We start from the raw sequence: 26997 nt of genomic DNA, 5'->3' as shown, positions 1-26997 counted from the left end.
TGTCGAAGTGCTAAGCGAAGAATCTCAATCTTGCCACTCTGCAATAAATAAATTGGTATCTCTTGTCCCTCCGTTATTACGGTTAGATGAAAAAATCAAATGTTTACCATCATTAGAAAATACAGGGAAAGCTTCAAACGTATTACCATGAGTAACGCGTCTTAGGTTTTTACCGTCAATATCGATCATATAAAGGTTAAACGGGAAACCGATTTCACTTTCAAAATTAGAAGAGAATAATATTTTTTCGCCACTTGGATGAAAAAACGGACTCCAATTGGCATTCCCCAAAAAGGTTAATTGTCGCATATCACTTCCATCAGCGTTGCAGATAAACAATTCCATATCACTTGGTTCAACAAGACCTTTGGCTAGTAGGTCCTTGTATTCTTTCTTTTTTTTTTCGGTTTTAGGACGTGATGCTCTAAAAATCAACTTCGTACCATCTGGTGAAAAGAACGCTCCGCCATCGTAACCCAATTCATCTGTAATTTGCTTTACGTCGCTACCGTCAAGGTTCATGGTATAAAGTTCCAAATCTCCACTTCTTGTAGAGGTAAACACAATTTTATCACCCTTTGGTGACACGGTAGGCTCTGCATCATAACCCACTTCGTCGGTCAGCTGCTTTACTATGTTACCTTCCAAATCCGCAATAAAGATGTCGTAACTATCATAAATTGGCCATATGTAATTACCATTTTCTTTTAGTGGAACTTCCGGACACTCGTCGTCGCCCAAATGTGTAGAAGCGTAAATAATGTGCTTATTGTCTGGCAGAAAATAAGCACAGGTGGTTCTCCCTTTTCCTGTACTTACCATTGGCGGTGCAATACTGTCTGTAAAGGTTTCATCTGCATCCATTAAAAACATTTGGTCGCAATTAACTCCCCATTTTGTATTGTTAGATTGAAAAACCAATTGCTTGTCATCAAAACTCCAATATGCCTCGGCATTATCTCCGCCATAGGTGACTTGGCGTAAAGATTTAAAGTTGGTTTCTTCAGGATATATTAAGGATTCATTCATTTTTGTTGCACCAGAAGATACCTTTGAATCAGATGAATTCTTTTCGTTTTTACATGAAAAAAACAAAAGACTTACAAAAACAATAACAGCTAATCTGTTCATAGTAAAGAATTATAATAAATGGCTATTAATGCCTAATTTTGTGCAAAAATAAGATTTAAGATGAAAAAAATTGTCCTTTTTGTTGTTTTAGCATCGATACTTTCTTGCAAAACTGAACCTAAAGTAGCGGAAAGCAAAATAAAGGAGGATATTGCTTTTTTAGCAGACGATAAACTCGAAGGTCGACAAACCGGAACAGACGGCGAAAAAAAAGCCGCAGAATATTTAATAAAACGGTATAAGGAAATAGGTCTAGACCCAAAAGGCACTGAAGGTTATTTACAGCCATTTTCATTTAAACCAAAAACAGATCCGCATAAAGAAGTAGAATTTACAACTAATGCAGACAGCACCATAACAGGAAACAATGTTATTGGTTATATTAATAATAGCTCCAAGAGCACTATTGTTATTGGTGCGCATTACGATCACCTAGGTTTTGGCGGAGAAGGCTCTCTTTTTAGAGGAGAAGAAAAAGCCGTACATAACGGAGCGGATGACAACGCAAGCGGAGTTGCGGTAATGTTGAATTTAGCAAGTCGATTAAAAGTGAAAAATGATACCGCTAAAGTTAAAGACAACAACAACTACCTGTTTATGGCATTTTCTGGTGAAGAAATGGGTTTGTTAGGCTCTAATTATTTTTCAAAAAACCCAACCATTGATGCCAATTCTATTAATTACATGATAAACATGGATATGGTTGGTAGAATGAAAGCTGATAGCACATTGGCGGTTTACGGTACTGGCACATCACCATTGTTTAAGCAAACATTAAAAGCCAATAACGAGAAATTTAAACTCATAGAAAATGAAAGTGGAGTAGGACCAAGTGATCACACCTCATTTTACTTAATTGATATACCGGTTTTACACTTCTTTACAGGGCAGCATGAAGATTACCACAAACCTGGAGACGATTCTGAAAAGTTAAATTACGAGGGCATGCGTTTAATTTCAGATTACATCTATTCTGTTATAACAGATTTAGATGATAACGGAGAATTGGCTTTTAGAAAAACTAAAAACGAAAGTGAAGAAACACCACGATTTAAAGTTGGTTTAGGTGTTGTGCCAGATTATCTGTTTGACGGAAAGGGTATGCGTATTGATGGAACTCGTGAGGATACTCCTGCTTTTAATGCAGGTCTACAAAAAGGCGATGTTGTAGTGAAATTGGGTGATAGCACAGTAACGGACATGATGAGCTATATGCGAGCACTTTCAGTTTTCGACAAGGGAGATGAGGCGGATATTACGGTAAAACGCAAAGAGAAAACTATAGAGACCAAGGTTAAATTTTAAAACAAACCGCTAATAACTTGTAATTTAACCTTACTTCTTTAGTTTGAAAGATTTTATTATCGATTGTATATCTTCTTTATATTCCTCGAATAAATCTCCTCTCATCTGAATTCTTAAATAGTCTAGTTTGCCATCAACTGCATAGAAATACTCAATTCTTCTATATGTTTCATTTGTCCATTCATACACAATATCGTAATCCACTTTACAGATAAACCTTGGATCTTCATTCAGTTTTAGGATTTCATACTCCTTTTTTGCCTCACCTCTAATTAGTGTATTGCAATGCGTGTCCAATGTTTTTTCAATATTCTCATATTTATCTACATAAATTACATTTTTCTTTAACGAAATATTATTAAACTCATCTTCCGGATTTAGCTCTTTCAATTTTTTAGGCGCTAAAATAATATGGACATAAGGACTTGATTTTACCCAAGAATTAGGATAATTTATTCTAAAATCTTTTGTGTTTATGGTTTTAAGTTTAGTGTCATTCCCAATTGAGTTCCTTGCTATGTCACTGCTATTTATTGCACAATTATTGTTTAAAGTTGTTGATGCTGCCAATATTATGACTAAGAACATTCGTTTCATTAAAAACTATTTGTCCTAAAAATAACCATTTTTCAATGATGGTTTTCTCAGTTTTCTTAATTGTTTCTTTAAAAGATGTAATTTTGCATAAAATTTAAGCCTTGGTTAAAATAGGAGACATAGAATTACCAGACTTTCCGTTGCTTTTGGCACCAATGGAAGATGTTAGCGATCCACCTTTCCGTGCATTGTGCAAAGAGCAAGGCGCAGACGTGGTCTATACCGAGTTTGTGAGTAGCGAAGGCTTAATTCGTAATGCGGCTAAAAGCGTTATGAAGCTAGATATCTACGAAAAAGAACGCCCTGTTGGCATTCAGATTTTTGGGGCCAATATGGAGAGCATGTTGCAGACCATTGATATTGTAGAAAAATCCAATCCAGATATAATTGACATTAATTTTGGCTGCCCTGTAAAGAAGGTTGTTTCTAAAGGCGCAGGTGCGGGAATTTTAAAGGATATCTGTTTAATGGAAAAGCTCACAGCCGAAATGGTAAAGCGTACCAATCTGCCAGTAACCGTGAAGACTAGGCTTGGCTGGGACCACGATTCCATAAAAATTGTTGAGGTTGCTGAACGCCTTCAGGATGTGGGTTGTAAATCTATTGCAATTCACGGAAGAACAAGAGCACAGATGTATAAAGGTAACGCAGATTGGAAACCTATTGCACAAGTAAAAAACAATCCCAGAATGCACATACCTGTATTTGGAAATGGTGATGTAAACACACCAGAACGCGCTGCAGAAATGCGAGACAGTTATGGGTTGGATGGCGCCATGATCGGTAGAGCAACCATTGGTAACCCATGGTTTTTTAAGCAAGTTAAACACTACTTTAAAACGGGAGAACACCTGCCACCAATCTCAATGCCAGAGCGTGTAGAAGCAGCGAGACGCCATTTACAAATGTCTATTGACTGGAAAGGCGAAAAGCTCGGTGTTTTTGAAACCAGAAGACACTACACCAACTACTTTAAAGGTATTCCTAACTTTAAGGAATATAGAATGAAAATGGTGACCAGTGATGATTCTAAAGATGTATTTGACACGTTTGACGAAGTATTGGAAAAATTTGCAGACTACCAGTTCGCTTAGATTAACCTTGTATAAGGTTTTTAGTAATTCTCTGTGATGCAATTCGAGAAGCCACAACACCTAGCGCAAAAATTGTCGCTAAAACTATAAGTACATTAAACGCATTTAATCTTACCGGATAAGGTAATTCAGGCGTGAGCATTACCAGCTCAAAAGATTGTTGGAAAAAGACAATAAGCAACCCAAGGGCTACACCGATTATACCGCTAAACATTGTCATTAAACTGCCTTGCCAAAAGAAAATAGATTTAATGTTTTTGGGTTCTGTACCTAAGTTAAAAAGCGTGTTCAGAGACTTTTTCTTATCTAAAATCATCATAATGATAGCGCCTATGACGTTAAATAGTGCAATAATAATCACTAAAGTAAAGATGAGGTAAATCGCAAGGTTTTCAGTATTCAACATTTTAAAAAGCGCATCATTGAGTTGCTCTCTGTTCTTAATAGTGAAACGATTTGGGAAACTTGAGTTGATTTCGGCTCTAACATCACCTTCGTTAGCATTTGGATTTAATTTTAATTCTACCGCGCTAATTTGATTTTCCTTATAGTTCAACAGTTGCTTGGCCAAGTCAATACCCGAAAACACAAATTCTGAATTGAGCTCCTCATTAATATCAAAAAGCCCGACATTGTTTACGTAAGCAGAATTATAAATACTTTTTAGCGAGCTCGATTGTCCTTTTCCCGGCTTAGGGACATATAATGATAACGCTTTTCTATAATCAAGGATACCAAAAGAGAGTTTATTGGAAATTCCCCAGCCAGAAACCACATCGTTGCTTTCAGGCGAAATCCAACTACCTTTTGTTACCATAGAGTCTACATTGGTAACATTCAAAAAATTAGAATCCACACCTTTTAAAGTGGCAAGGAGATTTTTGTTTTCAGACTTTATAATGATACGTTCCTCTATAATTTCAGAATAAAACGCGATACCGTCAATGGAATTGAACTTAGAAACATCATCATCTGTAAAAAGAAACGATTTACCTTCTGAAGGTAGCAATTTTAAGTCGGGATCTACAAAAGATGAAAACTGAAGGCTGTAATCCTTAAGGCCCGCAAAAACTGAGAGCACAATAAATAAAGCAGCCGAAGCAATAACAACTCCGCCTGAAGCGATGAGTGTCATAATATTTATAGCATTATTACTGCTTTTAGAAAACAGGTAACGTTTTGCTATATATAGGGAAAAATTCACTTAAGATTTTTTGCGCTTACCTAACAAATCAGGATCCTCAAGAGGGTTGTCGCCTCCTTTAAGAGAACGCTCAATACCATCGATATACTCTAACGAGTCATCTATAAAGAATTCGAGTTGAGGCATACGTCTTAGCTGATGCCTTGTGCGTTGTGCCAATTCGTGACGTATTAACGGAGTATTAGACCTAACGCCTTCCAATAATTCTTTAGCCTCTTTATTCGGAAAAATACTGAGGTAAACTTTAGCAATGGATAAATCTGCGGTAACGCTCACTTTTGAAACAGATATGATAACCCCTTTCAATCCACCATCTGCAGCAGCACGCTGCAAAACTTCTGCCAAGTCTTGCTGTAAAATACCCGCTATTTTTTTCTGTCTGTTACTTTCCATGATGCAAAAGTATAGGATATTATAGTATTATAGTATTTTTGAAGGTAAATATTAAGTAGAATTCTGCTTTAAGGAGACTGAAATTGTTTTAAAATGAAGAAAATTGAACACATTGGCATTGCCGTAAAGGATATCGAGAATTCGAATCAATTGTTTAAGGCCCTTTTTGGAAAATCGCACTATAAAATTGAAGATGTAGAAAGCGAAGGTGTTAAAACATCTTTTTTTAAATGTGGACCGAATAAGATTGAGTTGCTACAAGCCACAAATGAAGACAGCCCAATTGCAAAGTTTATTGAAAAAAAGGGAGAGGGGATTCATCATATTGCTTTTGCGGTAAGTGATATTGAAAAAGAGATTGAACGTTTGACAAAAGAAGGCTTCAAAATGATTCATAAAACACCAAAAAAAGGAGCAGACAACAAGCTGATTGCTTTTTTACACCCAAAATCTACCAACGGTGTGTTAGTAGAGTTATGCCAAGACATTAGCGATTAAAATTCTTGTAGAGTTTTAAAATATATAGTAATATTGCACACTCTTTAGAAATAGAGAGATTGGTTTTACCAATAGGTCCTATAACTCAGTTGGTTAGAGTATCTGACTCATAATCAGAAAGTCCCTGGTTCGAGCCCAGGTGGGACCACAAATTAGAAGCTGCCTCATTAATTTGACGCAGCTTTTCTTTATTATATTCTTAGCTTTTAATGAATTAAAGGCTTTTGAGTATTCATCGAATAAGGAATAAATATTATATTTGTGTTAAGTGTTCATGTGAAATGTGCGTATCTTCCCTAATTTAAGCTCATTTTATGCATTTCATCGACAATATTTACCGTTCAAAGACGTTTTTTAGTTGAATTAGTTTTGTTAGATAGGTTTTTTTTATACATTTACAGCTTAAATTATCACATGCAGAATAAAAATATGTTAGCCTCAATCTTATTTTTCTTCGTAGGTTTCATATCTATGGCTCAGGGAGCTACGCCTCCTCCGCCTATGCCTCCTCCTCCTCCGGGACTGCCAATTGACGGTGGAATTGTGGCGCTATTTTTAGTTGCCCTAAGCTTCGGGATTTATAAAGCTTATACAATTTCAAAAAAAACTGCTTAGTTCCTTAGATCATTAAGACGCTTAATATATTTACCTATTACATCAAACTCAAGGTTTACATCATCACCAACTTTTAAGGTGTTGAAGGTGGTATGCTCATACGTAAAAGGAATTATCGCTACAGAGAATTGATTTACCTTAGAGTTTACAACAGTTAAGCTAACACCATTCACTGTAATTGAACCCTTTTCTATAGTTATATTATTAAGGCTCTTATCGTAGTTAAAAGTAAACAACCAACTTCCATTTTCCTCCTCAACCGATATACATTTTGCAGTTTGGTCAACATGACCTTGTACAATGTGTCCATCTAAGCGGTCACCTAATTTCATTGCACGTTCTAAGTTTACCACATCACCTTTTTTAAGAGAACCTAAATTGGTTTTATCCAAGGTCTCCTTTATGGCGGTTACAGTATAATTATTATTTTCTAAACTTGTAACGGTTAGGCAAACGCCATTATGTGCGACACTCTGATCAATCTTTAATTCATTGGTAATTGAAGAACTCAATGTTAAATGAAGATTGCCCTCTTCTTTATCTAATTTTTGAACAGTTCCTAAATCTTCAACGATACCCGTAAACATAGTATGTGCTTTATTTGGTTAAATTTGCATCAGCAAAGTTAAGTACACCACTCAACTCAATCACCAATTTTAATAAAAAAATAGGAGAATCACTTATTATGAAGAAAGAAGAAAAAGTTATTGTTGGTATTTCTATTGGTGACCTCAATGGTATAGGACCGGAAATCATCATAAAAACTTATGAAGACCCGAGGGTGTTAGAACTAAATACACCCGTGATTTTTGCATCAGGCAAGACGATGCAATTTTTTAAGAATCATTTTAAAAGTAAAATCAACTTTTTTAATATTGATGATGTAAATAAAATTTCCCATGGAAAAGTCAATGTGGTCAATGTGTGGCAAGAACCAGTAAAAATTGAATTTGGTAAAGAGGATAAAAGAATAGGGGAATATGCCATAAAATCACTTGAAGCCGCAACCAACGCTCTAAAGGATGGAGCCATAGATGTTTTGGTTACCGCTCCAATAAATAAACACAATATCCAATCAGATAAATTCAATTTTCCAGGCCACACGGATTATCTGGCACGAGCTTTAAATGGTAAAAGTTTAATGTTTATGGTATCTGAAGAACTGCGCGTAGGACTTTTAACCGATCACGTGCCTTTAAAAGATGCCAGCAATCATATTACGGAAGATTTAATCCAAGAAAAAATTGCTACAGTAACTAAATCCTTAAAGCAAGATTTTAATATTAGAAGGCCTAAAATAGCTGTTTTGGCAATAAATCCACATGCAGGAGATAATGGTGTTATCGGTAATGAGGATGACACAATTTTAAAACCTACATTAGAAAAAATTAAAGCTGATGGCAACTTGGTTTATGGACCATATTCTGCGGATAGTTTCTTTGGCTCAAATAATTATGAAAGTTTTGATGCCGTAATTGCATCTTATCACGATCAAGGGCTCATCCCTTTTAAAACCATTGCGTTTGGAAAAGGTGTAAATTTCACTGCTGGGTTAGACAAGGTAAGAACATCACCAGACCACGGCACAGCCTATGAAATTGCGGGAAAAGGCACTGCTGACGAAAGTTCATTTAAGCAAGCTATTTATACTGCAATTAAGATTTACAGAAATAGACAGGATTTTAATCATTATAGCAAAGACCCACTAAAGAAAGCCTCAAAATAGATATTAACAAATTTTGTTGATATCTAGGCTTTAAATAACTAAAAATTTATATATTTGCACGCTCAAAATGAGTGTGGTAATGAAGGCATTAAAAGAATATACAATCCAATTCGTTGGGTTAAAAGAAGGAGAGCACAATTTTGATTTTAATATAGACAATACGTTCTTTCAGAATTTTGAATACGATGAGTTTAATGAAGTTGATGTGAAAATCGATCTAAAACTCATTAAGAAAACGACGCTTTTGGAGTTGTATTTTTCTGCTTCTGGACATGTCAATGTAAATTGCGACTTAACCAATGAGCCTTATAATCAGGTTGTTGAGGATGAGTTTAAATTGGTTGTAAAGTTCGGTGCAGAATATAACGACGACAATGAGGACATTTTGATTGTGCCTCATGGTGAGTATGAAATTAATATAGCTCAGTATATTTATGAGCTTATTGTTTTAGCAGTACCGGCAAAACGAGTTCATCCAGGTGTTGAAGATGGAACATTAAAGTCAGAAATACTTTCAAAATTAGAAGAATTAAGTCCAAAGGAGGACTCAAAAACAAAATCATCCGAGGAAATTGATCCTCGTTGGAATAATTTAAAAAAACTATTAACGGATAAATAACATTTAAAATGGCACATCCTAAACGCAAAATATCTAGAACAAGAAGAGACAAAAGAAGAACACACTATAAAGCTTCTGTACCTCAAATAGCAACTTGCCCAACAACAGGTGAGCCACATTTGTACCATAGAGCACATTGGCATGAAGGTAAACTTTATTACAGAGGACAAGTTTTAATAGACAACTCTACTGAAGAAGAGAATTTAGCATAACTGTTATGCACGCATATAATAAAACGCTCACTTGTGAGCGTTTTTTTTGTTATTATTTTCTGAATAAGCCAAAAACCACTTAATTTGTATAATTATTTGCCAAAAAATGAGGGAAATTGGCTAAAAAAGCATTGGTTTTGTCTTTTTTCAACTAATTTTAATTAACTAAATCCTAACAATGAGTAAAATCACAGCGGCAATCACAGCTGTAGGAGGCTATCTTCCTGACTTTGTGTTATCAAATAAGGTTCTTGAAACTATGGTTGACACAAATGACGAATGGATTACCACACGTACGGGAATTAAAGAGCGAAGAATTCTTAAAGAAGAAGGAAAAGGAACCTCATTTTTAGCCATAAAAGCTGCTGAAGATCTTATCAGTAAAAAAGGATTAGACCCTAAAGAGATTGATTTGGTTATAGTTTCAACAGCTACTCCAGACATGAAAGCTGCCTCAACCGCAGCTTATACAGCAACTCAAATCGGAGCCGTAAATGCATTTTCCTATGACCTTGAAGCGGCTTGTTCTAGCTTCCTTTTTGGTATGTCAACGGCAGCAGCTTATATAGAGTCTGGGCGTTATAAAAAAATTCTTTTAATAGGAGCAGATAAAAACTCATCATTTATTAATTATGAAGATCGAGCTACTTGTATCATTTTTGGTGATGGCGCAGGCGCTGTATTATTTGAACCTAACGAAGAAGGGTTTGGTTTGCAAGATGAGTTATTAAGAAGTAATGGGGAAGGACGAGAATTTTTACAAGCCACATATGGTGGCTCGTCTTATCCAATCAACGAAAACACCTTCAAGGAAGGAAAGCATTATGTTTTTCAAGATGGGAGGACCGTATTTAAAAATGCAGTTTTTAATATGGCAGATGTAACTGAGCGCATTTTAAAAAGAAACAATCTTACTAATAATGACATTTCTTGGTTGGCTGCTCACCAAGCTAATAAAAGAATCATAGACGCTACGGCACAACGTATCAATCTAGAAAATGAAAAGGTAATGATGAATATACAGAAATATGGTAACACTACGTCTGCAACATTACCATTATTATTATACGACTACGAATCCCAATTAAAAAAAGGGGATAATATGATATTCGCTGCTTTTGGCGGTGGATTTACTTGGGGCTCAATTTATTTTAAATGGGCTTATAATCCTAACTAATATAACTAACGAACAAATAATCTAAAAACTATGGATTTAAAAGAAATTCAGAACTTAATTAAGTTTGTGGCCAAATCTGGTGCAAGTGAAGTTAAGCTAGAAATGGATGATGTTAAAATTACCATCAGAACAGGTTCAGAAAACGATACCACTATTGTTCAGCAGGTACCAGTGCAGTCTGCGCCTATGGTTCAACACGCTCCCGCACCAGCACCTGCCGCAGCACCACAAGAGGCTTCTGCCCCAGCTGCCTCAGCAAATGATGATTCTAAATATATTACTATAAAGTCGCCTATAATAGGTACATTTTATCGTAAACCATCTCCAGACAAACCAGTTTTTGTAGAGGTAGGTACTGAAATAAAAGAAGGAGATGTGCTTTGTGTCATTGAGGCAATGAAATTATTTAACGAAATAGAATCTGAGGTTTCTGGTAAGATTGTAAAAGTCTTAGTAGATGACTCTTCTCCAGTTGAATTTGACCAACCACTATTTTTGGTTGATCCATCATAACAATTGAAAATTCCAATCTACTCCCGTTATTTCGGGACCAAAACCCAAATTATTGGATTTTGGTGCTTGGAAGTTGAATTTTTAAAACCAAAGTTATGTTTAAAAAAATACTAATTGCCAATAGAGGCGAAATAGCATTACGTGTTATTAGAACCTGTAAAGAAATGGGCATTAAGACCGTTGCGGTTTATTCAACTGCAGACGCTGAAAGTCTGCACGTAAAGTTTGCAGATGAAGCAGTTTGCATTGGCCCACCTCCCAGCAGCGAATCATATTTAAAGATATCCAATATAATTGCAGCCGCAGAAATCACAAATGCTGATGGAATCCACCCAGGTTATGGTTTTTTATCTGAGAATGCTAAGTTCTCAAAAATCTGCGAGGAACACGGTATTAAATTTATTGGAGCATCAGAAGAGATGATTTCTAAAATGGGAGACAAAGCGACTGCCAAAGCAACTATGAAAGCGGCAGGAGTGCCATGCGTACCAGGAAGTGACGGAATTATTGCAGATTTTGATGAATGCAAAAAAGTTGCCAAGTCCACAGGATATCCTGTAATGTTAAAGGCAACCGCAGGCGGAGGTGGAAAAGGGATGCGAGCCGTATGGAAGCCAGAAGACTTAAAAGAGGCATGGGATTCTGCAAGACAAGAGTCTAAAGCAGCTTTTGGGAATGACGATATGTATATGGAGAAACTCATTGAAGAACCTAGACATATAGAAATTCAAATAGTAGGTGATTCGAGAGGTAAAGCATGCCATTTATCCGAAAGAGACTGTTCTGTTCAACGTCGCCACCAAAAATTAACTGAAGAAGTACCATCTCCGTTTATGACCGACAAGTTAAGAACAAAAATGGGTAAGGCTGCAGTTAAGGCTGCAGAATACATCAAGTATGAAGGCGCGGGAACTGTGGAGTTTTTAGTGGATAAGCATAGGAACTTCTATTTTATGGAGATGAATACGCGTATTCAAGTTGAGCATCCAATTACTGAACAGGTTATAGATTTTGACCTTATTAGAGAACAAATATTGGTTGCGGCCGGAGTGCCGATTTCTGGTAAAAACTATACACCAAACCTGCACTCCATAGAATGTAGAATCAATGCTGAAGATCCGTTTAACGATTTCAGACCATCACCCGGAAAAATTACGACGCTCCACGCACCAGGTGGTCACGGAGTACGACTAGACACACATGTTTATGCTGGTTATAGCATACCTCCGAATTATGATTCTATGATTGCAAAATTGATTACAACGGCACAGACTCGTGAAGAGGCCATCAACAAAATGAAGCGTGCTTTAGATGAATTTGTTATTGAGGGTATAAAAACTACAATTCCATTTCATCGACAATTAATGGAGCATCCAGACTATTTGGCTGGTAATTACACCACCAAGTTTATGGAAGATTTTAAGATTAAAGAAGAATCAGAATAAAATTAAAGCCCAAGTTTAAACTTGGGTTTTTTTGTAGGGTAAACTTTAAAAGCTTAAAAAAGCTTCAATTTGTCAAAATTGCTTAAATTTGAGTCTAACCTACGGTTATTAATAATTAAATATTATCACATGAAAAACTTTACACTTTGTGTTTTATTAGGACTGCTGTTGGCGGCTGTTCCATATAATAGTCATGCCCAAGACCGTTGCGGTATGGAAGAATATATGGAAGAAATGATGAAAGATCCTGAGTATGCCAGACAATACGAGGAAAAACAAAAGGCTTTAAAACAGAGACTACAAAACTATCTTAACAACAGTGATTTATATCAACGCGGCGGAACTATAGAAATTCCTGTTGCGGTTCACTTTCCTGAAGCTAGTGAAGCAGAGAGATCTTGTTTAGAAGCGTTAGCTCAAAACCAGATTGATATATTAAATGCTGATTACACAGCAACAAACTCAGACATTTCAAGCTGGAACGCAATTAGCAGCCAGTATCCTGGCACTAGTGCAGGTGTGGCTAACATATCATTTTGTATTGCAACATCCAACCACCCAACAGGATTGGACCCAGAGCTACTAGAAGGAAACCCTTGTATTACCATTGGCTACAATTTTGGTGGTGGTAGTAATACAGATGGCAACTGGAGTGGCTATCTTAATTTTGTGATTAGAAATATTGGAGCCTTAGGTTTTTCACCGTTATTTGGAGATATTTCAGATGGAGACGCTGTTACTATGGATAATAACGCATTCGGTTCGGGTGCAGGTTGTACGTCTGTAGTTCCTGGTGCACCTTATAATTTAGGTAGAACAACAACACATGAACTGGGGCATTTTTTCGGTCTTAATCATACATTTAATGCAGATGGTGGCGGTACTTGTGGTTCTGGAGGAGATGGTATTGCAGATACACCAGAAGTTGCTAACAGCACCTATGGATGTCCTAACCCACCAACATCAGTTCCTTCATGTACACCTGGCCAACCTGCATTAACCATGAATTATATGGATTATGTTAATGATGCCTGTATGTATATGTTTAGCCAAGATCAAATGACATTCGCAGAAGCTTACATATCTAGTATACAAGCAGATATTAAACCAAATGTTTGCCAACCGGCTAGTCCTGGTTTCAATCTAATTGCAGATCCACAAGAAATAGTAACATGTCCAAACAACGATACAGAGGCCGTTTATATGTTTTCTTACAATACGATTCAAGGGTTTTCGGAAACCACGAACTTTAGTGTATCAGGTGTTCCGCCAGGTGTAAGTTCTGATTTGAGCCCTACTACCTTGAACTCTGATGGTACTGTTACTTTAACGCTCTCAAACATTAGTTCTCTGGCTAATAATACTTATACGATGACCTTAACAGGTACTTCGAGTTCGGTTACAGAACAAGCTTCTGTTGACCTAACAATTACAAGCAGCCTTTGCCCTTCAGAAGGTGATTTAAGTTTCCAAACGAGAGTAACAGGAGTAAACTTTAATACAATAAACAACTCATCACCAGGTGCTAAAACGGCACCATATTCTGATTTCACTAGCCAATCAACTGATGTTGAAGCTGGCCAAAATTATGATTTAACAGTGAATATAAATACCGATGGTAATTTTCTTGTCATTACTAGAGTTTGGATCGATTGGAACCAAAACTGTTCTTTTAACGACCCAGGAGAAGAATATGATATGGGTGATACGGCTAACGTCGTAGATCAACCAACTACCAGCTCACCGTTAACCGTTTCAGTCCCAACAGATGCGGCCTCTGGTACCACAATAATGCGAGTAAGTGCAAAATACTCACCACCAACAGGAAATGACTTCCCAACATCGTGTGAGATAGGATTTGATGGTGAAGTAGAGGACTATACGCTGAACGTAATGAATAATTTAAGTATAGACGAGAGCATAATTGATAACCTTAGTGTTTATCCAAATCCTAATAACGGCACTTTTAACATTGGTTTTAGCCCTAAGTCAGGTGAGGATATTACTATTCAGGTTTATGATATTAGAGGTAGAGCTATTTTTGAGAACACGTATAATAGTGTCGGTAGCTTTGATGAAGTTATTCAATTGACGAATGCAGAATCTGGTGTTTACCTGTTAAGCATTTCTGATGGCCCTCAAAAAGTAACTAAGAAAATAGTAGTTGATTAACTATTTAATTTATTAATAAAAAGCTCCTAATATTAGGAGCTTTTTTTATAACATGAATTTATCATATTGGGAAATAAAGACATGGTTATCTAACATTGATTTTACAATTGTTGGAAGCGGAATCGTAGGTCTAAACTGTGCCTTAGAATTAAAAAAGAAGTTCCCTAATTCTAAAATTCTAATTTTGGAAAAAGGGACTTTGCCACAAGGTGCAAGCACTAAAAATGCTGGTTTTGCTTGTTTCGGAAGCCTTAGTGAGATTATAGATGATTTAGAGAGCCATTCAGAAGAAGAGGTTTTTCAGCTTGTTAAAAAAAGAGTTGATGGCTTAAGTTTACTTAGAAAAACTTTAGGAGATGAGGTTATTCAATATCAAAATAAAGGAGGCTATGAATTATTCTTAAGTGAAGATAAAGAACTATATGATTTATGTGTAGGTAAGCAACAATACGTCAATAAGCTTCTAAAGCCAATTTTCAAAGCCGATGTTTTTTCATTTAAAGAAAACCTTTTCAACTTTAACAAAATAAAACCACAGTATAGTTTTAATCAATTTGAAGGGCAGATTGATACAGGAAAAATGATGGAAGCCCTATTGTTAAAAGCGCTGAAATCTGGTATAAAAATATTGAACAATACTAGTGTAGAGAGTTTTTTAGAGGGCACTGAACAAGTAGAAATCAAAACGAATAATTTTGAGTTCTCAACTTCAAAATTGTTAATAGCCACTAACGGATTCGCCTCAAAACTGATAAATCAAAACGTAAAACCCGCAAGAGCACAAGTTTTAGTTACCGAACCGATAAAAAATCTTCATATTAAAGGAACGTTTCACCTCGATAGAGGCTATTATTATTTTAGAAATATTGATGATAGAATATTACTTGGAGGCGGACGTCACTTAGATTTTAAAACCGAGGAAACCCAAGAGTTTGGTAAAACACATATTATTCAGAGTAAACTAGACGAATTACTTAGAACAATGATTTTGCCAAATATAGATTATAAGATTGACTATCAATGGTCTGGTATTATGGGAGTTGGAGAACAAAAGAGCGCCATTGTAAAACAATTAAGCAATAATGTGTACTGTGGAGTAAGATTAGGTGGAATGGGAGTCGCCATCGGCAGTTTAGTTGGTAAAGAACTTGCAGACTTAATAGCATGAATACCAAACAGCAACTTTATAACAAATGCAAAGCGCTTATAGATAGCCGTTTAAAGGTTATTCAGAAGAGTATTTTAGACATCCAAAATGCCCTACAATCGGAAACCAAAAGTAGTGCTGGCGATAAACACGAAACAGGTAGAGCTATGCTTCAACTTGAGCGCGAAAAGGCAGGTCAACAACTTGCTGAAATCCAAATGCAATTTGAATTATTAAACAAAATAAATCCAGAGACTATTCAAAACACAGTCGCTTTAGGCTCTGTAGTTTATACTCCTCAATCTAATTATTTTTTAGCGATCAGTGTAGGAGAAATTAAAATAGACGAGCAATGCTTTTTTGCTATTTCGCCTGTCACACCAATAGGTAAATTATTAATGTCTAAAGCTGAGGGCGACAAAATACAATTCAAGAATCAAGAGATTAAAATTTTAAAAGTATTGTAGAAAAACGTTAAATCATTTTAAAGTGTTTTGGTTGTACAGTAACTTAACAAAGAAAAACTGTTATTATGCAACGCCTTTTAATTCTATTTATTAGTTTGTTTTGTTTTGGGAATGCAAATGCTCAAGACTCTAGCATAGATTTCATCATTAAAAACCTTGGCGTTAATGTAGATGGTCATTTCAATGAATTTGTCATAACTGCTGATTTTGATTCAGATGGTAAGCTGAATGACATTGAGGGCACTATTGATGTATCTTCAATAGAATCGGGAATTGATAGTAGAGACGAACATATCTTAGAGGAAGATTATTTTAATGCAAAAAAGCATCGAAAAATTATCCTGAAGAGTACCGCAATCAAAATATTAAAAGTCGGCAGTTATGAGGTAACAGCCCATTTAACTATTAAGGGGAAGACAAAGAAAATCACAATTCCTATTGCCTTAGAGAAGGTAGATGGTAAATATAAAATTACCTCATATTTTGAAATCAACCGCAAAGATTTTGATATTGGAGGCGGTAGTTTCATAATGGGTAAAACGGTTAAAATTAGTGTGACACATTACCAAGATATCTAATGCACAAACAAGACTTTGATGTTATAATCATTGGTGGTGGTTTAGCCGGATTAGCAAGTGCCATACACTTAGCTAAGTACAATATTGAAGTCTTGCTTATCGAAAAAAACAGCTATCCAAAACATAAAGTTTGTGGTGAATATGTGTCTAACGAAGTATTGCCATACTTGAAGCATTTAGGTTTTAATCCATTTAGTTTTGGTGCTAAAGCCATTTCTAAGTTTGAGTTAACAGCACATAACAATAAAAAGATTCAGGCCAATTTACCTTTAGGAGGTTTCGGTATGAGTCGCTATGCAATGGATTTTCAGCTATATAAATTGGCCGTTTCTAATGGAGTTGAAGTACTTCAAGATTCCGTAATTGATGTAGACTTTGAACAGGATATTTTTAAAGTAGAAGCTAAATCCAATGGAACATTCCATTCAAAAATAGTAATTGGTGCATTCGGGAAACGATCTAATCTAGATGTCAAATTCAACCGAAAATTCATAAAAAATAAGTCGCCTTATTTAGGAGTGAAACTTCATGTTTCAGGAGTATTTCCTGAGGATAAAGTTGCGCTTCATAACTTTAAAGGGGGTTATTGCGGTGTTTCAAAAGTTGAAAACGACCACATCAATTTATGCTATATCACAGATTTTAAAGCTTTTAAAAAGTATAAGGATATTGAATCTTTTCAGGAAGAAGTAGTGTTCAAAAATTCAGCATTAAAAGAGATTTTCAATAATTCTGAAATTCAATTTGAAAACCCTTTGACGATCAGTCAGATTTCATTTGAAACGAAACAGCCAATAGAAAGCCATATCATAATGTGCGGTGACTCTGCAGGAATGATTCACCCCTTGTGCGGCAATGGAATGGGAATGGCAATAAGAAGTGCACAATTAGCATCAGAGCTCATTATTGATTATCTTCAAGGAAAAATTGAATCCAGGGAAAAATTGGAGAAATATTATACCAAACGCTGGCAACAGACATTCAGTTTTAGATTAAAAATTGGCCACACAATTGCGTATTTGTTTAGGCAAAATTGGTTAGCTCCAAAGCTATTGATTATGTTGAGATGGTTTCCGTTTTTAGTTCCTTTAATCATTAAAATGACACATGGTAAACCTATGAAAGCGTAGTGAATTTATTTATAAACACTAAATATCGAAGCAATAAAACTGAGCTCATGGACGATTTTTCTCTAAAAGGGGAATTGTTACGCGACACCTTGGATAAACTCGGTAACATCAATAAATGGCTAGGAGGAAACCGTGTGACTTTAGATGGTATTATTCAGCTTTTAAAAAACCAGCCAAAGAATAAAACCTATACCATTATAGATTTGGGCTGTGGACACGGAGACATACTAAGACAAGTCGCAAAATATGGTCGTAAACATCAATATAGCTTTAGATTAATAGGTATCGATGCCAACCAAGATGCAATTGCTTATGCCACGGAACTATCTTCTGGGTATCCTAATATAACTTTTAAAAGTATCGATATTTTTTCGGACCAATTTGAAACTTTGAATTTTGATATTGCGCTTACAACACTTTTTCTGCATCATTTTAAAGAAGAGGAAATAAAAAAATTATTAAAAAAATTATATGCCAATGCTAATATTGGTTTGGTTATAAATGACTTACAAAGGAGTAAATTGGCCTACGGACTCTTTAAATTATTAGGTTTGGTGATAACCAACCAAATGATAAAACAAGATGGATTAACCTCTATTCTTCGTGCTTTTAAACGAGAAGAATTAGAAGAAATATCACAACAACTACACCTCAAATCACAAATCCGCTGGAAATGGGCATTTCGTTACCAATGGCTAATTCAAAAATAAATGGCAGTTAGAATTACATCAGTTGCAAAACAATTACCAAAATATACCAGAGAGACCAAAGACATTTTACCCTTTGTGGAACTATGGCTAAATGGAAAAGAAGAACGTTTTAAAAGAAAAGTCCTAAAGATTTTTGAAAATGCAGCAGTAGATAAACGCTATTCCATAATGGATGCCGAAGAGGTTTTCAACAAAACATCCTTTGAAGAAAAAAACGATATCTATACAAGAGAGGCGATAATATTAGCTGAGAAAAGTTTGCTTAAAGCATTGAAAAAAGCCCAACTAAAACCTACTGACATTGATTATATAATTACGGTGAGTTGCACTGGCATTATGATTCCGTCGTTAGATGCCTATCTTATTAATAATCTTGAAATGAAACAAGATATTGTACGTCTCCCAGTAACCGAAATGGGTTGTGCAGCAGGAGTTTCAGGAATTATATATGCCAAGAATTTTCTAAAAGCCAACCCGAATAAACGAGCAGCGGTGATTGCGGTAGAATCGCCAACGGCAACCTTTCAACTTGATGATTACTCTATGGTGAATGTTGTAAGTGCTGCAATCTTTGGTGATGGTTGTGCAAGTGTGATTTTATCATCGTATGAAGATGAAAAAGGCCCAGAAATAAAAGACGAAGCCATGTACCATTTCTTTGATGCCGAACATATGATGGGTTTTAAATTGAAAAATTCTGGCCTACAAATGGTGTTAGACCAATCAGTGCCACAAACCATTGCAGACCATTTTCCTAAAATAATACATCCGTTTTTAGAGCGAAACAATCTTACGATTGAAGACATAGATCATTTGGTTTTTCATCCAGGAGGAAAAAAAATAGTACAGACGGTAGAAGATTTATTCGGTGATTTAGGCAAGAATATAGATGACACAAAGGAAGTGCTAAGACTTTACGGAAACATGAGCAGTGCAACCGTGCTTTACGTGCTAGAGCGATTTATGGACAGAGATTTACCAAAAGGAGATAAAGGCATCATGCTCAGTTTTGGACCAGGATTTTCGGCACAAAGGATTTTGTTAGAGTGGTGACATAATTTTATTCGTCATGCTGAACTTGTTTCAGCACCTCATTATTATTAAAAACATGAAAGAATTCAAAAACAAAAATTATTGGGCACTCATTTTAGGAGGCAGTAGTGGTTTAGGTTTGGCAACAGCAAAAAAACTCGCCAAACACGGTATGAATATCTGTATAGTTCATAGAAATTCAAGATTGCAGGAAGACGAAATTCAGGCAGAATTTGAAGTCATAAAAAATGAAAATGTAAAGTTTAAATCCTTCAATACGGATGCTTTTAAAAGTGAAAAACGAAACGAAGTCATCCAAGAATTAAAAGAAGCGCTTGGAAGTGACGGGAAAATTAAAACCCTTGTTCACAGCGTCGCCAAAGGCAATTTAAAACCAATGGTTTCAAACGAAAAACCGGAATTAAAAAATGATGACTTCAATTTAACTATAAATGCGATGGCAATAAGTCTTTACGATTGGACAAAAGCCATTTATGAAGCCGGTTTGTTTTCAGAAGATGCCAGAATCATAAGTTTTACAAGCGAAGGCAATACTAAGGCTTGGCCAAATTATGCAGCAGTTTCAGCGGCCAAAGTCACCCTCGAAGCTATCACGAGAAATATCGCACTTGAGTTTGCACCATACGGCATTAAAGCCAATTGCATACAGGCTGGCGTTACAGATACATCATCATTACGGATGATTCCTGGAAGCGATAAAATAATTGAGCATACTTTAAAACGAAATCCCAATAAGAAATTAACGCAACCAAAAGATGTTGCAAATGCTGTATATTTATTGAGCAAAGATGAAGCCTCTTGGATCACGGGAACTGTGATTCCTGTCGATGGTGGTGAACATTTGTCTTAGACAAATTTCTTTAAAAAATGTAAAAAAGATAATGAAAAGGTTGATAATAATATTGGTGTTGTTTTTCTCTTGCAAGAGCAAACATTCAAGTATCAACCATGAAAAATATATACTGATTGACCAAGAGAAAATACTTAATTATCAATTGCTGACTTATAAGAAAGATTCAGATACAATTTTAGCAGTGATTTCTTCTGATGCATTTAGATTGTGTGGAAAATCAAATTTCAAAAAACTAAACGATACCACTTATAAAAAAGTGGCTTCTGTTGGTTCAGAATCAATACACATAAAATTTTATTATAAAACAAAAACTATTAAGGGTTTAGAAGTTAAAACGGGAAACTTTAAGCCAGGTGAATTCAATGGAGCAGTTTATTCATATAAATCTTATCCGTTTTTTATTGACGATTGTAAACCGATGAAATAAATGTCAAAAAACGAAATCATATCGCTTTTACCCTATCAAAACCCATTTTTATTCGTCGATGGCATAGATGAAATTTCAGAAGAAAAAATCAAAGGTCACTACACCTTTAAAAGTGATGAAATGTTTTACAAAGGCCATTTTAAGGACAACCCAATCACACCAGGAGTGATCTTAACAGAATGCATGGCGCAAATAGGATTAGTTTGTCTAGGGATATATTTAATGAAAGACGAATTAGACGATAGCAAAAACCCACAAATAGCATTGACGTCACATCAAATGGATTTCTATTTACCGGTTTTGCCTAATGAAAAAGTAACTGTCATTTCAGAAAAAAAAGTATTTCGATTTAATAAATTGAAGTGTAATGTAAAGATGATTAATGAAAAAGAGGAATTGGTTGCACGTGGAAAAATTTCGGGAATGATACAAATTCCTGTGTAGGCAGTAATCTCATAATTGGAAAAAATGAAAAAAAGAGTAGTCATAACAGGTTTGGGAGTAGTCGCACCAAACGGAGTGGGAGTGACAGAATTCACAGATGCGCTAAGAGAAGGTAAATTAGGCATCACATTTCACCAGAACCTAAAAGACCTCAATTTTTCTTGTCAAATTGGTGGCGTTCCAAATATTTCTGAAGACTTAAAGTCAAAATATTTTACAGATTTACAATTAAGGGGATTTAATAGCTCAGGAATTTTGTATGGTTGTATCGCTGGTGTAGACGCCTGGAAAGATGCTGGTTTTAATATGAATCCAGAAAGTGAATTGGATTATGATACGGGACTTATTTTCGGAACAGGAACATCTGGTGTCGAGAAGTTCAGAGAAGCCATTCATGGAGTCGATGAAGGCAAAGTGCGTCGTTTGGGAAGCACAGTGGTGTTACAAACCATGGCAAGTGGAGTTAGTGCATATCTGAGTGGAATGTTAGGTTTGGGCAACCAGGTTACAACAAATTCTTCAGCTTGCACAACAGGAACAGAAGCATTGTTGATGGGTTTTGACCGTATTCAAAATGGAAAAGCCAAACGTATGCTTGTTGGCAGTTGCAGCGACGATGGACCATATATTTGGGGCGGATTTGATGCCATGCGCGTAATGACTTACAAGCATAATAATGAACCAGAAAAAGCCTCAAGACCAATGAGTGCCACAGCATCAGGTTTTGTCCCTGGAAGTGGTGCAGGCACTTTGGTTTTAGAATCTCTTGAGAGTGCGTTAGAGCGTGGTACAACTATTTATGCTGAGGTTTTAGGTGGAGAAGTTAATTCTGGTGGACAACGAGAAGGCGGTACATTGACCGCACCAAATCCAGAAGCCGTAAAACGTTGCATCAAAAAAGCAATTGAAAATTCTGGAATTTTGTCAAATGACATTGAAGTAATAAATGGTCATCTTACAGCTACTACTAAAGATGCTCTAGAAATTGAAAATTGGACCAAAGCCTTAAATCGAACAGGTATTGATTTCCCATATGTAAATTCTACTAAATCCATGATTGGTCATTGTTTGGCAGCCGCTGGGGCGATTGAGTGTGTAGCGAGCGTGATTCAATTAAAAGAACAATTTATTGCACCAAACATCAACTGTGAAGATTTGCATCCTGAAATTGAAGCACTTATCGATTCAGAAAAAATTCCTACGGAAAAAATAGATTTAAATTTTGATGTTCTGGCGAAGGCAAGTTTTGGTTTTGGCGATGTTAATGCTTGTGTGGTTTTTAAGAAGTTTCATTTATAATTCGCTGTCAGTGTGACGGATAGTTAGCCTTATATTTTCTATTTCATAGATGCCATTTATAGCGTAACTTTACAATACAATAACAAGCTATGAACAAAGAAGAATTAATCCCAAAACTAAAAACCATAATAGCACCTTACGTTCAAGACGAAGAAGCTTTTAAAAACTTATCCGAAGACACCGATTTTGTAAAAGACCTGAAGATAAATTCAGCAAATTTAGTTGATATTATTCTTGATATCGAAGACGAATTTGATATAAGGTTGGAAAACGAGGATATGGAGAAAATGCTCGATGTTAAGTCAGCTATGCAAATTATAAACACCAAATTAGATAATTAATGGTTGGCAATGATATTGTTGATTTGGTTGAAGCAGAACGGGCGTCTAACTGGCAAAGATCTCGATTTTTGGATAAGATTTTTACTTCAAAAGAGCAACAATACATTCAAAATTCCGATAATCCATTTTTAACAGTGTGGCAATTGTGGTCCATGAAAGAAGCTGCATACAAGCTTTACGCACAGCTCAATCCAAGCCGATTTTATAGCCCCAAATCTTTTGAGTGTGCAGTTCAAAATAAAAACCAAAAAGTGTTTTTCAAAGACTTTGAATGTTACATACAATCAAAAGTAACTTCAAACTATATAATTTCTGAAGCACGGTTAAATCTTTTTGAAATGAATTCAGAAGTCATTCGACTTAACGTAAGACATCATAAATCACAGAGCAAAGAAACTAAATCAGCGTTATTGAGCAGCATTTCAAGAACACATCAAGTTCCTTTTTCAGAACTAAAACTTCAGAAATCAGAGCTTGGAATTCCGAACGTGAGTTTTAATTCAGAAAAAATCAAAGTGAGCATTAGTCATCATGGGCAATTTGGTGCTTATGCATTTGTGCACGTTGCCCTTCCTGCGAAAGCAGGAGTATCATTATGATATAAACTAAACTAAAATAGATCCCTGCTTTCGCAGTAATGATAAATGAATAAATTAAAAGCCATCATATTAACTATCATCAAATTCAGAATAACAATCATTATGGTTTTGGTGTTGCTCATGGGTGTTTCAGCCTACCAAACTATAAATAAACTCAGTGTTGACAACTCATTGTCTATTTGGTTTTTAGAGGATGATCCTAGCTACAAAGCGTATATAGATTTTCAGGAAAATTTTGGTTCAGATGAAATCTTTATTGCTATGCTTCCTGTTGAAAATGCCATTGGCGAAATTGAAATAAATAGGTTAAAAAAGCTTCATAAAACTTTCGAAGACTTACCTTACGTGAAGACAACGTTCAGTTTGGCTAAAGCCAAATACCCTATTTATGCCAACAGCAAAATAAATTTTGATAACCTCTACAATCCGAAACGTAGTGAAAAAGGATTAAAAAACCTCTTTTCAAAATTACAGAATATTACTTCGCAATTGGTGACCAAAGACTACAGAAATCAATTCTTTTATATTCAGCTCAACCCAACTCCGACGATTGAAGCCAAACGCCAAGATATTGCTGGGGAGATACGTGCAATTTTAGATAAGGAATTTTCAAATTATTATCTAACGGGTCCACCAGTATTAAACGAAGCGTATAGTAAAGGGATTTACAAAGAGAGCTTAACCTTTGGGGTTTTAACCGTTTTGGTAATCACAATTTTACTTTTGTTTATGTTGCCGAGTAAGCGTTATTTAATTATCTCACTTTTGTCGGTAGCGGTTCCAATAACCCTGTTATTTGGACTTATAACATCCTTGGGATATGCACTCAATATGATATCTATGCTCATCCCAACCATATTAATGGTTTACAGTGTTAGTGATGCTGTTCATATCATTAACATTTATCATAAAGAAGGGATTTTAAACAAAACATTGAACAAAATTGATCTGCTAACCATTGCCATTCGAAAAAGTCTCACACCTTGTTTCTACACTACGTTGACCACATTCGTTGGTTATTTTGCGCTGTATTTGTCACCTTTACCAGCGTTTAAGAATATGGGTGTTTTTACGTGTATTGGCTTATTACTAAGTTTTATCTTGGTATATGTGATTACCATTATTGGCTTCAGTTTTATGACTCATAATTTTGAAAAGGCCAAACCGCTTTTAAGCTTAAAAAAATGGAATCAAAATGCGTTTATTAATTGGATTAATAGTGTGACTTCCCAATATAAAACGACCATTATAGTGGGCTTTTCGGCAATTCTTTTGTTTGGTATATATTCTATATTTCAAGTTAAAATTGATACTAATTCCCGTGACCTTTTGGCAGAAGGAACAGCAAAACAGGATTTAAGAACTGTTGAAGTTGAACTCGGTGGAAGTAACCGTTTACAGCTCAATATTTCTACAGTAAATGGAGACGTTATTCTTAATAGAGACGCCATAAAACAACTTGAAGATTTTCAAAATAGATTGGAGGACAATCCATTTATTGCGAGTCCGGTTTCGGTAGTTACTATAAAATCCTTTTTGGAAAAACGAACTCCTGTTTTGTTTCAATCCAACATTTCTGAAGAAAAATTAAAAAACACGTTAGCTGAAGCTGATAGTAATGATAACAGCTTCTTCAAACTCTTTTCTGAAGATCTATCAACTGCAGGATTCACGTTGACGCTAGGAGAAATGAAAACATCTGAACTGGAAAAAGTACTGGAAGATATTCAGAGGGATTTTGAAGCGACCTTTAATGTTGAAGATTACAATTTAAAAATTAACGGATTTGCTGTTGTGTTTGCACAGCTCAATAACTTCATCCTAGAGACACAATTTAAATCGTTTTTTGCTGCTTTTTTTGTGGCGTTTCTTTGTCTTTTGATTTTTATTAAGCGATTGAGAACCACGCTATTGGTTTTAATACCTAACTTATTACCACTTGCAGTGTTGGCAATTTTTATGAGCTTGTTGGATATTCCGTTGGATGTGACCACGGCAATGATTACACCCATTATGTTGGGTATTGCTATGGACGACACCATCCACTTAGTGCACAAATACAGACGAAGTAAAACCATAAAAGGCTCTCCAAAAAACCGAATGGATAATGCGATGCATTATACGGGAAGTGCATTGATTTCTACAACTATCGCTTTGGTTGGTGGTTTTTTGATTATTGCCTCAAGTGCTACACCTTCCGTTAAGGATTTTGGTTTGTTGTGTGCGGTTACAGTTGCGATTGCGTTGATAACGGATATATTTTATTTGCCAGCACTCTTGAAGAAGTTTGATAAGTAAAAGTTATTTTTTGATATTAAAATACACGACAGTGTCTTTTTCTAAGAAGTTTCTGTGAGTAATGAAAACAGAAGCACTATTATATTCTGCTTCAACCAACCAAGAATTACCGTTAAAATAAGACTGTTTCACAAGAGCTTTAAAATTAGATCGCTCTACAATTTCAAGTTGATGTGCGTAATAGATTTTATCATTTATAGACGAAAATTCTTCAAAAAAAGAAGCAATCAGTGGTATTTTAGGTTTTTTGTATAGCTCTTGAGGTGTGCCTTTGGCAATGATTTTTTTATTGTGAAGTACAATCATTTTATCAGCAAAGCCCAGTACATCACTTTTGTCGTGAGTGGCAACAATACAAGAAATACTGTTGTCCTTTAGATATTTAAAAAGGTTTCGTCTTAAAGATTGTTTTTTAAAATTATCAATGTGGCTAAAAGGCTCATCAAGTAACAAGATTTCGGGTTCTTTTGCTAATGCTCTAGCGAGTGCAACACGTTGTTTTTGCCCACCACTTAAGTTTTTAATTTTAGTTTTTGAAAAGGACTCAAGCTCTACAACTTTAATCAGTTCTTTAATCCGTTTTTCTTTTTCCTTTGGATAAAAACGAGACAGGTATTTGCCTATATTTTCTTCAACAGAGGTGTAAGGCATTAAATCAAACTCTTGGGTAACATATTTCATAAAGTCATAGCCAATTACCAGATTGTATTTTGGCCCAAGAATTTTAATGTCATTCCATAAAATTTCACCGACTTCTAAATCATATTTACCGTAAATTAGTTTGAGCATGGTACTTTTTCCAGAGCCACTTTCGCCAATAATGGCTAGGTTTTCACCAATTCCAATACTAAAGTCAACTTCTTCTAAAATAGTAGTTGAAGAATATCCAAAAGAAATATTTTTTACTTGAAGCATGTTGTAAAAATACCATAAAAAAACCGCTTGATTTC

At 35.5% G+C, this 26997-nt stretch carries 29 protein-coding genes and 1 tRNA gene; 24 read left to right on the top strand and 6 right to left on the bottom strand.

The genetic code is table 11. The annotated features are described in order from the left end of the window. Nucleotides 1–24 precede the first annotated feature (24 nt). The gene (locus SIB89_RS09300; RefSeq protein WP_412559570.1) at nt 25–1131 is read right to left on the bottom strand and encodes a TolB family protein; all 1107 of its coding nucleotides are present in this window, start codon (nt 1129–1131) and stop codon (nt 25–27) included. Nucleotides 1132–1191: 60 nt separating this feature from the next. Here SIB89_RS09300 and SIB89_RS09295 point away from each other — a divergent pair, with 60 nt between their 5' ends. After that, complete coding sequence (locus SIB89_RS09295) at nt 1192–2436, top strand: M28 family peptidase (RefSeq protein WP_412559569.1); 1245 nt, start codon at nt 1192–1194, stop codon at nt 2434–2436. Nucleotides 2437–2466: 30 nt separating this feature from the next. Here the strand turns inward: SIB89_RS09295 and SIB89_RS09290 are convergent, their stop codons facing one another. Next, complete coding sequence (locus SIB89_RS09290; RefSeq protein ID WP_412559568.1) at nt 2467–3033, bottom strand: hypothetical protein; 567 nt, start codon at nt 3031–3033, stop codon at nt 2467–2469. Between the two features lie 101 nt (nt 3034–3134). On the opposite strand from SIB89_RS09290, the gene dusB reads away from it, so the two are divergent. After that, nucleotides 3135–4127: a tRNA dihydrouridine synthase DusB gene (gene dusB / locus SIB89_RS09285; protein ID WP_155089161.1), complete on the top strand. Its 993-nt coding sequence runs from the start codon at nt 3135–3137 to the stop codon at nt 4125–4127. 1 nt (nt 4128) lies between these two features. Here dusB and SIB89_RS09280 read toward each other — a convergent pair whose 3' ends face one another. Both SIB89_RS09280 and rbfA read right to left on the bottom strand, forming a co-directional pair. Continuing rightward, on the bottom strand, nt 4129–5331 hold the full coding sequence (locus tag SIB89_RS09280) for an ABC transporter permease (RefSeq protein ID WP_412559567.1): 1203 nt from the start codon (nt 5329–5331) through the stop codon (nt 4129–4131). After that, complete coding sequence (gene rbfA / locus SIB89_RS09275; RefSeq protein WP_155089160.1) at nt 5332–5724, bottom strand: 30S ribosome-binding factor RbfA; 393 nt, start codon at nt 5722–5724, stop codon at nt 5332–5334. It lies immediately after the preceding gene. 93 nt (nt 5725–5817) lie between these two features. On the opposite strand from rbfA, the gene mce reads away from it, so the two are divergent. Further along, nucleotides 5818–6222 carry a methylmalonyl-CoA epimerase gene (mce, locus tag SIB89_RS09270; RefSeq protein ID WP_412559566.1) on the top strand — a complete coding sequence of 135 codons (405 nt, stop codon included), beginning with the start codon at nt 5818–5820 and terminating at the stop codon, nt 6220–6222. Nucleotides 6223–6296: 74 nt separating this feature from the next. Continuing rightward, nucleotides 6297–6370, top strand: a tRNA-Ile gene (locus SIB89_RS09265). A 463-nt stretch (nt 6371–6833) separates the two neighbouring features. Here SIB89_RS09265 and SIB89_RS09260 read toward each other — a convergent pair. After that, nucleotides 6834–7424: a riboflavin synthase gene (locus SIB89_RS09260; RefSeq protein WP_412559565.1), complete on the bottom strand. Its 591-nt coding sequence runs from the start codon at nt 7422–7424 to the stop codon at nt 6834–6836. 98 nt (nt 7425–7522) lie between these two features. Here SIB89_RS09260 and pdxA point away from each other — a divergent pair, with 98 nt between their 5' ends. The 20 genes from pdxA to SIB89_RS09160 all read left to right on the top strand — a co-directional run bounded on the left by pdxA (nt 7523) and on the right by SIB89_RS09160 (nt 26047). Then, nucleotides 7523–8563, top strand: a complete 1041-nt coding sequence (gene pdxA / locus SIB89_RS09255) for a 4-hydroxythreonine-4-phosphate dehydrogenase PdxA (RefSeq protein ID WP_273289086.1) — start codon at nt 7523–7525, stop codon at nt 8561–8563. 79 nt (nt 8564–8642) lie between these two features. Continuing rightward, nucleotides 8643–9182, top strand: coding sequence for a YceD family protein (locus tag SIB89_RS09250; protein ID WP_412559564.1), 540 nt, complete (start codon nt 8643–8645; stop codon nt 9180–9182). A gap of 8 nt (nt 9183–9190) precedes the next feature. Further along, entirely contained in the window at nt 9191–9394 is a 204-nt protein-coding gene (gene rpmF / locus SIB89_RS09245) for a 50S ribosomal protein L32 (RefSeq protein WP_087492327.1), read from the top strand. A gap of 178 nt (nt 9395–9572) precedes the next feature. Further along, a complete protein-coding gene (locus SIB89_RS09240; protein ID WP_412559563.1) occupies nt 9573–10571 on the top strand; it encodes a beta-ketoacyl-ACP synthase III in 999 nt (332 codons plus the stop codon). Between the two features lie 30 nt (nt 10572–10601). Further along, complete coding sequence (accB, locus tag SIB89_RS09235) at nt 10602–11084, top strand: acetyl-CoA carboxylase biotin carboxyl carrier protein (protein WP_155089153.1); 483 nt, start codon at nt 10602–10604, stop codon at nt 11082–11084. Between the two features lie 95 nt (nt 11085–11179). Next, nucleotides 11180–12529, top strand: coding sequence for an acetyl-CoA carboxylase biotin carboxylase subunit (accC, locus tag SIB89_RS09230; RefSeq protein ID WP_155089152.1), 1350 nt, complete (start codon nt 11180–11182; stop codon nt 12527–12529). Nucleotides 12530–12658: 129 nt separating this feature from the next. Continuing rightward, entirely contained in the window at nt 12659–14701 is a 2043-nt protein-coding gene (locus SIB89_RS09225) for a T9SS type A sorting domain-containing protein (RefSeq protein ID WP_412559562.1), read from the top strand. Between the two features lie 52 nt (nt 14702–14753). After that, a complete protein-coding gene (locus tag SIB89_RS09220; protein WP_412559561.1) occupies nt 14754–15869 on the top strand; it encodes an NAD(P)/FAD-dependent oxidoreductase in 1116 nt (371 codons plus the stop codon). Continuing rightward, a complete protein-coding gene (locus tag SIB89_RS09215) occupies nt 15866–16315 on the top strand; it encodes a 3-oxoacyl-ACP synthase (protein WP_412559560.1) in 450 nt (149 codons plus the stop codon). The genes SIB89_RS09220 and SIB89_RS09215 overlap by 4 nt, the downstream gene beginning before the upstream one ends. A gap of 65 nt (nt 16316–16380) precedes the next feature. Then, nucleotides 16381–16893 (top strand): YceI family protein, encoded by a 513-nt coding sequence (locus tag SIB89_RS09210; protein WP_412559559.1) that lies wholly within the window; start codon nt 16381–16383, stop codon nt 16891–16893. Beyond that, nucleotides 16893–18023: an NAD(P)/FAD-dependent oxidoreductase gene (locus SIB89_RS09205; protein WP_412559558.1), complete on the top strand. Its 1131-nt coding sequence runs from the start codon at nt 16893–16895 to the stop codon at nt 18021–18023. Before SIB89_RS09210 ends, SIB89_RS09205 begins: the two co-directional genes overlap by 1 nt. Before the next feature lie 47 nt (nt 18024–18070). Further along, a complete protein-coding gene (locus SIB89_RS09200) occupies nt 18071–18733 on the top strand; it encodes a methyltransferase domain-containing protein (protein ID WP_412559557.1) in 663 nt (220 codons plus the stop codon). After that, nucleotides 18734–19786, top strand: a complete 1053-nt coding sequence (locus SIB89_RS09195; RefSeq protein WP_412559556.1) for a type III polyketide synthase — start codon at nt 18734–18736, stop codon at nt 19784–19786. A gap of 55 nt (nt 19787–19841) precedes the next feature. Beyond that, nucleotides 19842–20636, top strand: a complete 795-nt coding sequence (locus tag SIB89_RS09190) for an enoyl-ACP reductase (protein ID WP_412559555.1) — start codon at nt 19842–19844, stop codon at nt 20634–20636. A gap of 31 nt (nt 20637–20667) precedes the next feature. Beyond that, nucleotides 20668–21066, top strand: a complete 399-nt coding sequence (locus SIB89_RS09185) for a hypothetical protein (RefSeq protein ID WP_412559554.1) — start codon at nt 20668–20670, stop codon at nt 21064–21066. Next, nucleotides 21067–21510 (top strand): 3-hydroxyacyl-ACP dehydratase FabZ family protein, encoded by a 444-nt coding sequence (locus SIB89_RS09180; RefSeq protein ID WP_412559553.1) that lies wholly within the window; start codon nt 21067–21069, stop codon nt 21508–21510. 24 nt (nt 21511–21534) lie between these two features. Further along, entirely contained in the window at nt 21535–22809 is a 1275-nt protein-coding gene (locus SIB89_RS09175; RefSeq protein ID WP_412559552.1) for a beta-ketoacyl-[acyl-carrier-protein] synthase family protein, read from the top strand. 89 nt (nt 22810–22898) lie between these two features. After that, nucleotides 22899–23150 (top strand): acyl carrier protein, encoded by a 252-nt coding sequence (locus tag SIB89_RS09170; protein ID WP_412559551.1) that lies wholly within the window; start codon nt 22899–22901, stop codon nt 23148–23150. Beyond that, on the top strand, nt 23150–23749 hold the full coding sequence (locus SIB89_RS09165) for a 4'-phosphopantetheinyl transferase superfamily protein (RefSeq protein ID WP_412559550.1): 600 nt from the start codon (nt 23150–23152) through the stop codon (nt 23747–23749). The genes SIB89_RS09170 and SIB89_RS09165 overlap by 1 nt, the downstream gene beginning before the upstream one ends. Before the next feature lie 45 nt (nt 23750–23794). Beyond that, nucleotides 23795–26047, top strand: coding sequence for an efflux RND transporter permease subunit (locus tag SIB89_RS09160; RefSeq protein ID WP_412559549.1), 2253 nt, complete (start codon nt 23795–23797; stop codon nt 26045–26047). A 3-nt stretch (nt 26048–26050) separates the two neighbouring features. Here SIB89_RS09160 and SIB89_RS09155 read toward each other — a convergent pair whose 3' ends face one another. Further along, nucleotides 26051–26962, bottom strand: a complete 912-nt coding sequence (locus tag SIB89_RS09155; protein WP_412559548.1) for an ABC transporter ATP-binding protein — start codon at nt 26960–26962, stop codon at nt 26051–26053. Nucleotides 26963–26997 lie beyond the last annotated feature (35 nt).

The sequence above is a fragment of the Winogradskyella sp. MIT101101 genome, assembly GCF_047126865.1.
Classification (GTDB): domain Bacteria; phylum Bacteroidota; class Bacteroidia; order Flavobacteriales; family Flavobacteriaceae; genus Winogradskyella; species Winogradskyella ouciana.
Note: the sequence above shows the minus strand (reverse complement) of the source record. Positions and strands in the feature narration are given on the sequence as shown.